This window comes from Rhodosalinus sp., from assembly GCF_041685465.1.
In the GTDB taxonomy this organism is placed as follows: domain Bacteria; phylum Pseudomonadota; class Alphaproteobacteria; order Rhodobacterales; family Rhodobacteraceae; genus Rhodosalinus.
Window position 1 is genome coordinate 1 of record NZ_JAWLFS010000094.1, and the last position, 10,631, is coordinate 10,631.

Genomic DNA, 10,631 nt, shown 5'->3' on the forward strand with positions numbered 1-10,631 from the left:
CGTAGGCGTCGGCCTCGTATTCGTCGCCGCGCGAGAGGCGCGCGGAGAGCAGCGTCGCCACCCCGTTGGCGATCCAGACGCCGATGCCGGGCAGGAACCTCGACAGCACCATCGCGAGCGCCGTGCGAAGCGCGTTCTGCCCCGAGAAGTCGATCATCCGCCGCCGCGCATGGCCGAGCGCGACGTGGCCAAGCTCGTGCGCGATCACGCTCGCCATCTCCTCGGCGGAGACCTCGCCGCTCTGGTATTTCCGGTAGAAGCCGCGCGTGATGAAGATGCGCCCGTCCGGCGCCGCGAGGCCGTTCACGGGGTCGATCTCGTAGATGTGCACGCGGATGCGATCGACGCCGAGCGCCTCCGCCATGCGGTCGGTCAGCCGCTTGAGCCGCGGGTCGGCGAGCTCGGTCGAGCGCGCGTCGAGCTCGCGCTTCGTCCGCCACATGGAAAAGCGGTACATCACCAGCGCGTAGAGCACCGCAAGCAGGATCGGCGTGATCTTGATCATGCGTGGAATATGGGGCGGCGCGCGGCGCCCGGCAATGCGGCGCAGGCAGCTTCCGGGCCGGCATCCGCGCGATAACGTCGGTCAATGATCCCGCGGCGCATCGGGTTCAGCATCGATGCGGCGAGTCGCAGGCAAAGGGGGGAGCGAGACCATGCCCGACTACAACGTGACCGAGACCGAGCCGCGGCCCTATCTCTACGCCGAGCGGATCTGCGGGATGGATCCGGGCGACGTCGCCGACGCCATGGCCGACGCCTTCGCGGAGGTGACGCGCTTCATGGAGCGTCACGCGATCACCCCGGCCGGCCCGCCGCTTACCGTCTTCGAGGGCGACGACCCGGCGCTTGTCCGCTTCCGCGCCGGCGTTTTCGTCTCCGAGGCGGACGCGGCGCAGGCAGGCGAGGGAATCGCGGCGGACTGGACGCCGGGCGGGCGCGCGCTGCACTTCACGCACGCCGGCCCCTGCGCGCTGCTCGGCGCGCACGAGGCGGCCGCGATGGCGCGTGTCGGACGGCGCGGCCTGCGGCGCGCCACCCCGACATGGGAGGTCTACCCGGACGCGCCCGTGGCCGCCGCGCGGCGCGGCGAGCGGGCGGAGGTCTACTGCGCGCTCGGCTGAGGCTCACTTCCGCCGGCGTCGCCGTTCGCGGCGCAGCGCCGCGCGCAGCCAGAGCACGAGGCCGAAGGCCACGACCGTCCCGGCAAGGATGCCGGAGACGTCGGCCGCGATCTCGGCGACGGCGTCGATGTATTCGGCGAAGGCCCGGCCGAGCCCGACGTAAAGCGCCACCCAGACGCATTCGCCGGCCACCGCCCAGAGCGTGAAGCGCGCGCGGTTCATCTCCGCCGCGCCGGCCACCAGGTTGACCCAGGGGCCGAGCGGGCTGACGAGCCAGCGGCTGAGGAACACGCCCGCGCCGCCGCGCTCCTCGACGCGGCCGCGGGCGCGGGCGAGCGCCGCGGCGCGCCGCGGCTTCGCGGTGATCCGGGGGGCCAGCGCGGCGCCGCCCCGCCAGCCCAGCGAATACCCCGCCTGGTCGCCGAGCACCGCGCCGGCGAGCGCGCCCCCGGCCACCGCCCAGAGCGAGAGGTCGCCCGTCGCCGTGAAGGCCCCGCCCGTCAGCATCACCATGGAGGCCGGGACGGGCAGGGCGAGGCAACTGAGGAAGGTGGTCAGCGCGATCACCGCCACGCCCCAGTCCGCCACGAGGCCGGGAAGCCAGTCGGTCATTCCGGGCCCTGCGCGTCGATCAGCGCGCGCACCTCGTCGAGTACGACCTCTTCGGGCACGCCGCGGCGGCGCGCGATCTCGCCGAGCGTGGGCCGCCGGTCGTGGCGGTCGGAGACGCCGAGCGCGCGCATGACCTCCTCCGGCGGGATGTCCCAGGCGAGGGAGATGTAGCGCGGCGTCATCCACGCGGCCGGCGGCTGTCGGCGGTGGTCCGGGTCGGCCCAGTGGACCGAGAACGCGACGAAGCGCGCCACGAAGAAGGCCACCACGGCGAGCGCGACGATCAGGCCCACGAGCGCGGGCCGGTGGCGGGTCCAGAGATGGCGGAGCGCGCTGCGCATGGGTTACCTCGTCCCTCGGCGCGGGCCTAGCGCACGAGCTCGCGCATCCCGCGCTCGAGCCCCTCGAGCGTCATCGGCACCATGCGGTCGGCAAAGATGTCGCGGATCATCTCGATCGACTGGGTGTAGCGCCAGTGCCGCTCGGGCACCGGGTTGATCCAGAGATTGTCCGGCCACTGACCGCGCGCGCGCTCGAGCCAGACCTGCCCCGCCTCGGCATTCCAGTGCTCGTTCGCGCCGCCGGGAAAGGCGATCTCGTAGGGCGACATGCTCGCGTCGCCCACGAAGATGCACTTGTAGTCGGTCCCGTAGGTGTGCAGCACCTCCCAGGTCGGCGTCACCTCGTCCCAGCGGCGGCGGTTGTCGCGCCAGACGCCTTCGTAAAGGCAGTTGTGGAAGTAGTAGTATTCGAGGTGCTTGAACTCCGCCCGCGCGGCGGAAAACAGTTCTTCGACGACGCGGATATGCGGGTCCATGCTGCCGCCCACGTCGAGGAAGAGCAGCACCTTCACCGCGTTGCGCCGCTCCGGCCGGGTCTTCACGTCGAGGTAGCCGTGCTCGGCCGTCGAGCGGATCGTGCCGTCGAGGTCGAGTTCCTCGTGCGCGCCGTCGCGCGCCCATTGCCGGAGCCGCTTGAGCGCGAGCTTGATGTTGCGCGTGCCGAGTTCCACGCTGTCGTCGAGGTTGCGGAACTCGCGCTTGTCCCAGACCTTCACCGCGCGCTGGTGGCGGCTTTCGTCCTGCCCGATGCGCACGCCCTCGGGGTTGTAGCCGTAGGCGCCGAAGGGCGAGGTGCCGGCGGTGCCGATCCATTTCGAGCCGCCCTGGTGGCGCTTTTCCTGCTCCTTCAGACGTTCGCGCAGCGTCTCCATCAGCTTGTCGAAGCCGCCGAGCGACTCGATCTCGGCTTTTTCCGCCTCGCTCAGGTGTTTCTCGGCCATCTTCTCGAGCCAGTCGCGCGGGAGCTCGACCTGCTCCAGCATCTCGGCGACGCTCACGTTCTCGAGCCCGGAGAAGGCCTCGGCGAAGGCGCGATCGAACTTGTCGAGGTTGCGCTCGTCCTTCACCATCGCCGCCCGCGCGAGGTAATAGAAGCCGTCCACGTCGTAGGTGACGAGATCGGCGCGCATCGCTTCGAGAAAGGCGAGATACTCCCGGAGCGAGACCGGCACCCCCGTCCGCCGCAGCGCGTCGAAGAAGGGCAGGAACATCGCGCTACCCCGAGAGCCGGTCGATCGCGAGCGTCGCGACCAGGCCCAGCAGAGTGAAGGCGATGCCGTAGACGGCGCCGTAATGGATCAGGTCCGCGCCCGTCCCCTTGCGCCGGCGCGCGGTCAGCACGCCGAGGGTGATGCCCAGGAGGGCGCCGAAGAGGACGATCATGCGCTAGCCTCCGGAAGCCGTGGGATCGAGGGCGGCGATCTCGCGCAGCTTGGCGCGCACCACCGCGTCGCGCCCGAAGCCGTAACGCGCCCAACCGAGGCTGTCCAGACGCACCGCGCGCGCGTCGGCCCCCTGTCCCTGCATGTCCAGCGCCTCCGCCCGCAGCATCAGCAGCGTGGCAAGCAGCATCGCGTTCTCGTGGCGCGCGGCGACGGGCAGATGCGCCTCGGCGATGGCGCGCACGCGCGCCGCATCGCCCTCGGCGAGGGCATAGGCCGCACGCTGTGCGCCGACGAAGGTCCGGTGCAGAGCGGTGTCGGGAAGCCCGGCGTAGATCGCCTCGGCCCGTGCGAAGGCCGCGCGTGCCCGCGCCGGCGCCGCCTGCTGCGTGACGCGGCCGAGCGCGAAATGCGCGAAGGCACGGCGATGGTCGCGCCAGCCCTCCGCCTCCGCGATGCGCACCGCCTGCGCGGCGGCGGCCCGGCGCTCCGCCCGGCCGGCCCCGGGGCCGAGCGCGGTACGGATCGCCTCGACCCAGTCCGCAGGGGTGGGCGGCAGGGGCCGCGGGGCCACGCGCTCGCCCGCCGGGTTCAGCCGTGCGAGCAGCGCGGGCAGCCGCGCCGCCACCTCGCCGCGCGACATGCCGTTGGCGAGCTCCGGCGCGTAGTGCGCGCGCAGGATCAGCATGTCGAAGCCGGTCAGCACCGCGTGGATGTTGTCGTCGTTGAAGACGCTGTCGGGCAGGCGGTAGAGGTCGTTCAGCGGCCCGAGCGCCTGCGCGAGTTCCTCGTGCAGACAGTCGCGCGCCTCCTGCGGGCTGGCGTCGCCGGGCACGAAGATCGCCACGCGCGCGCGCCGGTCGAGGTCGGCCCAGCTTTTCAGTCCCGATCGCCGCGCCGCGAGATACTCCGACAGGCTCGACACCTCGGGCACCACGAAACAGGCGGCCTCGGGCAGGACGCTGCGGATGCGCGCGCGCGGCACCGCCTCGACGGTGATCGCGGCGCGCCCGCCCGACACGCGGCGGATATCGAGCCCGGCCTCGCCGCGCAGCCGTGCAAGCAGCCGGTCGAGATCGCCCGAGAGACCCGGCCCGGGGCGGCCGGTGAGCCGCAGGGTGACCGGCTCCTCGAAACGGGTCAGCGCGGGCAGCGTCTCGCCGCTTTCGAGGCGGAAGGCGAGGTCGAGGAAATCCCGCGCGATGTCGGCATTGGCGCGTGCGGCGGGCACCCCGGCCCGGCCGGGAAAGCCGCGCGCCGCCGGTAGCGGCGCCGCGTCGGTGGCCAGACGCTGCGTGGTCGGGGCCGGCGCGGGGGCGCAGCCCGCCAGACCGGCGAGCAGCGCCAGCGCCGTGCAGAGCCGCGCCGCATCGGCCCGCGGGTTTTTCGTACGACAAACCCGCGGGCGGCACCCCGCGCCGCATCGGCGATTTTTCGTACGAAAAATCGCCACGCTACCTTTGGCGCCGCGCCATGAAGGCGAGGCGTTCGAAAAGGTGCACGTCCTGTTCGTTCTTCAGGAGCGCGCCGTGCAGCTTCGGCAGCGCGCTCGCGCCGTCGCGCTTCAGGTCCTCGGGCGAGAGATCCTCCGCGAGCAGGAGCTTCAGCCAGTCGAGCACCTCCGAGGTGGAGGGCTTCTTCTTCAGCCCCTGCTGCTCGCGCAGCTCGTAGAACTGCGTCAGCGCGGTGGCGAGAAGATCCTGCCTGATGCCGGGGAAATGCACCTCGACGATGCGCTTCATCGTCTCCGGATCGGGAAAGCGGATGTAGTGGAAGAAGCAGCGCCGCAGGAAGGCGTCGGGCAGCTCCTTCTCGTTGTTGGAGGTGATGATGACGATGGGGCGGCGCTCGGCGCGCACCGTCTCGCCGGTCTCGTAGACGAAGAACTCCATCCGGTCGAGTTCCTGCAGCAGGTCGTTCGGGAACTCGATGTCCGCCTTGTCGATCTCGTCGATCAGCAGGACGGTCTTCGTCGCGGAGGTGAAGGCCTCCCAGAGCTTGCCCTTGCGGATGTAGTTGCGCACGTCGTTGACGCGGTCGTCGCCGAGCTGGCTGTCGCGCAGGCGGCTGACGGCGTCGTATTCGTAAAGCCCCTGCTGCGCCCGGGTCGTGGACTTGATCGACCACTCGATGATCGGCAGCCCGAGCGCCCCGGAGACCTGTCGCGCGAGTTCGGTCTTGCCGGTCCCGGGCTCGCCCTTGACCAGAAGCGGGCGCTCCAGCGTTACCGCGGCGTTCACGGCCACCGTCAGATCCTCGGTCGCGACGTAGCTCTCGGTGCCGGTGAATCGCATTGGGTCCTCTTGCGCTGGAACGGGTGCAGCGCAGGGTAACATCCGGGGCGGTCACGGCAACGGCTTTCGCCGCGCCGCGGCGCGGCCGGCGGGCGCTGCGCGAATCCTGCCCGCCCAGGCCGGGATCGCCGTCTCGACGACCGTGCAAGCGATTTCGTTGCGTGACATCAAGCCTGTGTTCGGCTAAGCGATCCCCGGGGGTGGCCGGATCAGCGCGATGCACGACAATCAGATTCAGCTCGATCCCGGTCCCGAAAAGGGGAACACGATGAAAGCCGAGACCTTTCTGCCGGAAGACTATCGTCCCGCCGAAGACGAGCCTTTCATGAACGAGCGCCAGCTCGAGTATTTCCGCCGCAAGCTGCTCGCGTGGAAGTCCGAGCTTCTCGCGGAGAGCAAGGAGACCCTCGAGGGGCTGCAGGACAGCAGTCGCAATATCCCCGATGTCGCCGACCGTGCGAGCGAGGAGACCGATCGCGCGATCGAGCTGCGCACCCGCGACCGCCAGCGCAAGCTCGTGGCCAAGATCGACTCCGCGCTCCGCCGCATCGAGGAGGGCGAATACGGCTATTGCGAGGTGACGGGCGACCCGATCAGCCTGAAGCGGCTCGACGCGCGCCCGATCGCGACGATGAGCCTCGAGGCGCAGGAAAAGCACGAGCGCCGGGAGCGCGTCCACCGCGACGAGTGACGCTGCGCGGCGCGCGGGTCAGGACGGGCGCCGGGCCGGGGGCTCCGGCGCCTGTCTGCCTTCGGGGAGAACGGATGCGTCTCGACGGTTTCGAGGTTTTCGTCGTGGGGGGCGGCGTCGGCGGGCTGGCCGCGGCGCTGGCGCTGCGCGGGCGCGGCGCCTCGGTGACGCTGCTCGAACAGTCCGCCGAGATCGCCGAGGTCGGTGCCGGCCTGCAGATCAGTCCCAACGGGGTCGCCGTGCTCGACGCCCTCGGCCTCGGCGCGGAGATCGCGGCGCGCGGGGTCGCCGCCCGGGCCGTGAGCCTGCGCCGCCATCAGGACGGGGCGGAGGTGACGCGCATGGACCTCGGCCGCCTCGCGCCCGACCGGCGATATCTTTTCCTGCACAGGGCCGACCTGATCGACGTGCTCGCCGAGGGCGCGCGGGCCGCCGGCGTGCGGCTGCGCCTTCTCCAGCAGGTGACCGGGATCGAGGAGGGGCCCCGCCCCGCGGTGGTCACTGCACAGGGCGTCAGGAGCGACGCCGACCTCGTCGTCGGCGCGGACGGTGTGCGCTCGCGGCTGCGCGGGCATCTGAACGGGGCGGCGCCGCCCCGTTTCACCGGCCAGGTCGCCTGGCGGGCGCTGGTGCCCGGCCCGGCGGACCACCCGCCGGAGGCATGGGTGCACATGGGGCCGGGCCGCCACCTCGTCAGCTATCCGCTGCGCGGCGGTGCGCTCGTCAATCTCGTGGCGGTCGAGGAACGCCGCAGCTGGGCCGAGGAGGGCTGGCATCACCGCGACCATCCGGACAACCTGCGGGCGGCCTTCGCGGCGTTCGGCGGCGCGGTGCCGGGCCTGCTCGCAGCGGTGGAGGACGTGCACCTCTGGGGCCTCTTCCGCCACCCGGTGGCGACGCGCTGGCACGGGGACGGGGTGGCGATCCTCGGGGATGCGGCGCATCCCACGCTGCCCTTCCTCGCGCAGGGCGCCAACCTCGCGCTGGAGGACGCCTGGGTGCTGGCCGATGCGCTGGCAGGCGCCGAAACGCGGGAGGCGGGCCTTGCCGCCTACCAGGCCCGCCGCCGGGCACGCGCGGCGCGGACCGTCGCGGCGGCAAGCCGCAACGCGTGGAAATACCACCTGCGGCCCGGGCCGATCCGCCTCGCGGGACATGCGGCGCTGGGCCTCGCGGGACGCTTCGCGCCGGGGGCGCTTCTGGCGGGCTTCGACTGGCTCTACGGCCACGACGTGACCCGGGAGGCATAGCCGGCCCCGGCCCTTCTTCTTGGCGGAAATATCCTCGGGGGGTGAGGCGCGGGACGCGCCGAGGGGGGCAGACAGCCCCCCTTGTCCACGGGCGCCGCGTGGCGATCCGCCCGGGTCCGGTGACGTGGCCGCGCCACGCCACGCCGCTGCGCTCAGGCGTCGAGGTCGATCCAGACGGGGACGTGGTCGGAGGGCTTCTCGCGCCCGCGCAGCGCCGCCTCGATGCCGGCCCCGGTCAGCCGGTCGGCCGCCTCGGGCGACAGCAGGTGATGGTCGATGCGGATGCCGTTGTTCCGGCCCCAGGCGTTGCCCTGGTAGTCCCAGAAGGAATAGTGCCCGCCCCCCTGCACCCGCGCGCGGAACGCCTCGGTGTAGCCGAGGTGCAGGAGCCGCCGGAAGGCCGCGCGCGTCTCGGGCAGGGCGAGGGCGTCGTCTTTCCACGCCTCGGGCTTCGCGGCGTCCTCGTCCTGCGGGATCACGTTGTAGTCGCCGCCGAGCACCACCGGCTCCTCGAGCGTCAGAAGCTCGGCCGCGCGGGTCTTCATCCGCTCCATCCAGGCGAGCTTGTAGTCGTATTTCGGCCCCGGCGCCGGGTTGCCGTTGGGCAGGTAGAGGCTCGCCACGCGCACGGCTGCCGTCTCGCCGATGACCGTGCCCTCGATCCAGCGCGCCTGATCGTCGCTCTCGTCGCCGGGCAGGCCGCGGCGCAGGTCCTCGAGCGGCAGGCGCGAGAGGATCGCGACCCCGTTGAAGCTCTTCTGCCCGTGGGTTTCCACCCGGTAGCCGCGGTCCTCGAAAAGCTCGCGCGGGAAGCTCTCGTCCTGCGACTTGAGCTCCTGCAGGAGCACGACCTCCGGCCCCGCCTCGTCGAGCCAGTCGCAGAGCGCGGGATGGCGCGCCTTGATGCCGTTGATGTTGAAGGTGGCGATCCGCATGGCTCAGGCCCCTCCGCTGTTGGACGCGCCGTCGCGCCACCGGTTGACGATGGGATAGCGCCGGTCGAGCCAGAAGGCGCGCTTCGAGAGCCGCGTGCCCGGCGCCGACTGGAAGCGCTTGTATTCGCTGACGTAGATCAGGTGCTCGATCCGCGCCGCCTCGGCCCGGTCGAAGCCGGCGGCGACGCAGTCCTCGATGGAGCCGTCGCGGTCCACGAGGATCTCGAGAAGCGCGTCGAGCCGGTCGTAATCGGGCAGCGAGTCGCTGTCGCGCTGGTCGGCGCGCAACTCGGCCGAGGGCGGCTTGGAGATGATGCGCTCGGGGATGACGGCGCCCGCGGGCCCCTTCATCCAGTCGCGGTGATTGTCGTTGCGCCAGCGCGCGGCGGCGAAGACGCGGGTCTTGTAGAGATCCTTGAGCGGGTTGTAGCCGCCCGACATGTCGCCGTAGATCGTGGCGTAGCCCACCGCCACCTCGGACTTGTTGCCGGTGGTGAGCAGCATCTCCCCGAACTTGTTCGAGAGCGCCATCAGCAGGAGCCCGCGCAGGCGCGACTGCAGGTTCTCCTCGGTGACGTCGGGCGGCAGGTCGCCGAAGAGCGGCGCGAGCGCCTCGGTCACCGCGGCGCGCGGGCCGGAAATCGGCAACTCGTCGAGCCGCGTGCCGAGCCGCTTCGCCACGCCGGCCGCATCCTCCAGCGAGTCCGGCGCGGTGTATTCCGACGGCAGCATCACGCAGCGCAGGTTCTCCGGCCCGAGCGCATCGGCGGCCACGGCGGCGACCATCGCGCTGTCGATGCCGCCCGAGAGACCGAGGAGCGCCTTTTCGAAGCCGGACTTGCGCATGTAGTCCCGGAGCGAGACCACCATCGCGTGATAATCCTGTTCGAGCGCGTCGGGGACATGCGCCCGGTCGCCCGGCACCGCGCGCCAGCCCGCCGGCCCGCGCTCGAAATCGACGTGGGCGAGCGCCTCCTGCATCACCGGAAGCTGCACCACGAGCTCGCCGCCGGGGTTGAGCACGAAGCTCGCGCCGTCGAAGACCTGATCGTCCTGGCCGCCGACCATGTTGAGGTAGACGAGCGGCAGTTCCGTCTCGACCACGCGGGCGACCATGTGGTTGAGGCGTACCTCCATCTTGTCGCGGTAGTAGGGCGAGCCGTTGGGCACCAGCAGCATCTCGGCACCCGTCTCGGCCTGCGTCTCGGCCACGTCGGGAAACCAGGCGTCCTCGCAGACCGGCGTGCCGATGCGGATGGGGCCCACCGCATAGGGCCCGGAGACGGGCCCGGGGTCGAAGGTGCGCTTCTCGTCGAAGACGAGGTAGTTCGGCAGGTGGTGCTTGAGCATCACCGCCGCCACGCGACCCTCCTTCAGCACGAACCACGCGTTGTGCAGTTGCGTCCCCTCGCGCCAGAGCCCGCCGATGCCGAGCGCCGGGCCGTCGGCACAGTCCCGTGCGAGCGCCTCGATCTCGCGCATCGCGGCGGCCTGAAAGGCCGGGCGCAGAACGAGGTCCTGAGGGTTGTAGCCGACGAGGAACATCTCGGGCAGCGCGACCATGTCCGCGCCGGCCGTGCGCCCCTGCGCCCAGGCCTCGCGCGCGCGGCTGGCATTGCCGGCGAGGTCGCCCATCACGGGGTCGTACTGCGCGAGCGTGAGGCGAAAGCGGTCGGTCATCGCGGTGCGGGGCTCCTGCAACTCGCGCCCCATCTAGCAGATCGACCGGCGAGGGAAAGCGGCTCGCCGTGAAAGGCGTTGTCTCGGCCCGGGCGCTCGATTACGCTCGCACGCAGGGCAGAACCATGCGCGCAGAGCGGAATCCGATCATGAAAGAGACGATCAGGCGCCTCCCGGCGCTCGTGGCGGGCGTGGTCCTGTCAGCGGGCCTCGCCGCGGCACAGGAGGAGGACGCGGCCGGGGACGACGTCAGAAGCAAGGAATACGACGACGGCGGGGTCTACGAGGGCACCTTCCGCGACGGGCTGCAGCACGGGCAGGG

The 10,631-nt window shown here is 71.5% G+C and carries 12 protein-coding genes; 3 read left to right on the forward strand and 9 right to left on the reverse strand.

Annotated features, from left to right (window positions below; all coding sequences use genetic code 11):
* Positions 1-505: M48 family metalloprotease (locus ACESL7_RS08025; RefSeq protein WP_372892796.1), on the reverse strand; the 505-nt coding region annotated here is incomplete at its 3' end.
* Between the two features lie 151 nt (positions 506-656).
* On the opposite strand from ACESL7_RS08025, the gene ACESL7_RS08030 reads away from it, so the two are divergent.
* Entirely contained in the window at positions 657-1,124 is a 468-nt protein-coding gene (locus tag ACESL7_RS08030) for a GyrI-like domain-containing protein (RefSeq protein ID WP_372892797.1), read from the forward strand.
* A gap of 3 nt (positions 1,125-1,127) precedes the next feature.
* Here ACESL7_RS08030 and ACESL7_RS08035 read toward each other — a convergent pair whose 3' ends face one another.
* The 6 genes from ACESL7_RS08035 to ACESL7_RS08060 form a co-directional block, all read right to left on the reverse strand.
* Positions 1,128-1,736, reverse strand: coding sequence for a DedA family protein (locus ACESL7_RS08035; protein ID WP_372892798.1), 609 nt, complete (start codon positions 1,734-1,736; stop codon positions 1,128-1,130).
* Positions 1,733-2,077 carry a hypothetical protein gene (locus ACESL7_RS08040; RefSeq protein WP_372892799.1) on the reverse strand — a complete coding sequence of 115 codons (345 nt, stop codon included), beginning with the start codon at positions 2,075-2,077 and terminating at the stop codon, positions 1,733-1,735. The genes ACESL7_RS08035 and ACESL7_RS08040 overlap by 4 nt, the downstream gene beginning before the upstream one ends.
* A gap of 26 nt (positions 2,078-2,103) precedes the next feature.
* Entirely contained in the window at positions 2,104-3,288 is a 1,185-nt protein-coding gene (locus tag ACESL7_RS08045; protein ID WP_372892800.1) for a vWA domain-containing protein, read from the reverse strand.
* A gap of 4 nt (positions 3,289-3,292) precedes the next feature.
* The gene (locus ACESL7_RS08050; protein ID WP_372892801.1) at positions 3,293-3,460 is read right to left on the reverse strand and encodes a hypothetical protein; all 168 of its coding nucleotides are present in this window, start codon (positions 3,458-3,460) and stop codon (positions 3,293-3,295) included.
* 3 nt (positions 3,461-3,463) lie between these two features.
* Positions 3,464-4,807 (reverse strand): DUF2927 domain-containing protein, encoded by a 1,344-nt coding sequence (locus ACESL7_RS08055; RefSeq protein WP_372892806.1) that lies wholly within the window; start codon positions 4,805-4,807, stop codon positions 3,464-3,466.
* A 106-nt stretch (positions 4,808-4,913) separates the two neighbouring features.
* Positions 4,914-5,753: an AAA family ATPase gene (locus ACESL7_RS08060; protein ID WP_372892802.1), complete on the reverse strand. Its 840-nt coding sequence runs from the start codon at positions 5,751-5,753 to the stop codon at positions 4,914-4,916.
* Between the two features lie 268 nt (positions 5,754-6,021).
* On the opposite strand from ACESL7_RS08060, the gene dksA reads away from it, so the two are divergent.
* Together dksA and ACESL7_RS08070 are read left to right on the forward strand one after the other, a co-directional pair.
* The gene (gene dksA / locus ACESL7_RS08065) at positions 6,022-6,444 is read left to right on the forward strand and encodes an RNA polymerase-binding protein DksA (protein ID WP_372892807.1); all 423 of its coding nucleotides are present in this window, start codon (positions 6,022-6,024) and stop codon (positions 6,442-6,444) included.
* 74 nt (positions 6,445-6,518) lie between these two features.
* The gene (locus ACESL7_RS08070) at positions 6,519-7,694 is read left to right on the forward strand and encodes an FAD-dependent monooxygenase (RefSeq protein ID WP_372892803.1); all 1,176 of its coding nucleotides are present in this window, start codon (positions 6,519-6,521) and stop codon (positions 7,692-7,694) included.
* A 152-nt stretch (positions 7,695-7,846) separates the two neighbouring features.
* Here the strand turns inward: ACESL7_RS08070 and xth are convergent, their stop codons facing one another.
* Entirely contained in the window at positions 7,847-8,629 is a 783-nt protein-coding gene (gene xth, locus ACESL7_RS08075; protein WP_372892804.1) for an exodeoxyribonuclease III, read from the reverse strand.
* A gap of 3 nt (positions 8,630-8,632) precedes the next feature.
* Positions 8,633-10,309, reverse strand: coding sequence for an NAD+ synthase (locus tag ACESL7_RS08080; protein ID WP_372892805.1), 1,677 nt, complete (start codon positions 10,307-10,309; stop codon positions 8,633-8,635).
* Positions 10,310-10,631 lie beyond the last annotated feature (322 nt).

Bases quoted from the DNA above. Each gene is read 5' to 3' on its own strand.
- ACESL7_RS08030 (WP_372892797.1), top strand. From the start codon at position 657: ATGCCCGACTACAACGTGACCGAGACCGAGCCGCGGCCCTATCTCTAC.
- ACESL7_RS08035 (WP_372892798.1), bottom strand. From the start codon at position 1,736: ATGACCGACTGGCTTCCCGGCCTCGTGGCGGACTGGGGCGTGGCGGTG.
- ACESL7_RS08040 (WP_372892799.1), bottom strand. From the start codon at position 2,077: ATGCGCAGCGCGCTCCGCCATCTCTGGACCCGCCACCGGCCCGCGCTC.
- ACESL7_RS08045 (WP_372892800.1), bottom strand. From the start codon at position 3,288: ATGTTCCTGCCCTTCTTCGACGCGCTGCGGCGGACGGGGGTGCCGGTC.
- ACESL7_RS08050 (WP_372892801.1), bottom strand. From the start codon at position 3,460: ATGATCGTCCTCTTCGGCGCCCTCCTGGGCATCACCCTCGGCGTGCTG.
- ACESL7_RS08060 (WP_372892802.1), bottom strand. From the start codon at position 5,753: ATGCGATTCACCGGCACCGAGAGCTACGTCGCGACCGAGGATCTGACG.
- dksA (WP_372892807.1), top strand. From the start codon at position 6,022: ATGAAAGCCGAGACCTTTCTGCCGGAAGACTATCGTCCCGCCGAAGAC.
- ACESL7_RS08070 (WP_372892803.1), top strand. From the start codon at position 6,519: ATGCGTCTCGACGGTTTCGAGGTTTTCGTCGTGGGGGGCGGCGTCGGC.
- xth (WP_372892804.1), bottom strand. From the start codon at position 8,629: ATGCGGATCGCCACCTTCAACATCAACGGCATCAAGGCGCGCCATCCC.
- ACESL7_RS08080 (WP_372892805.1), bottom strand. From the start codon at position 10,309: ATGACCGACCGCTTTCGCCTCACGCTCGCGCAGTACGACCCCGTGATG.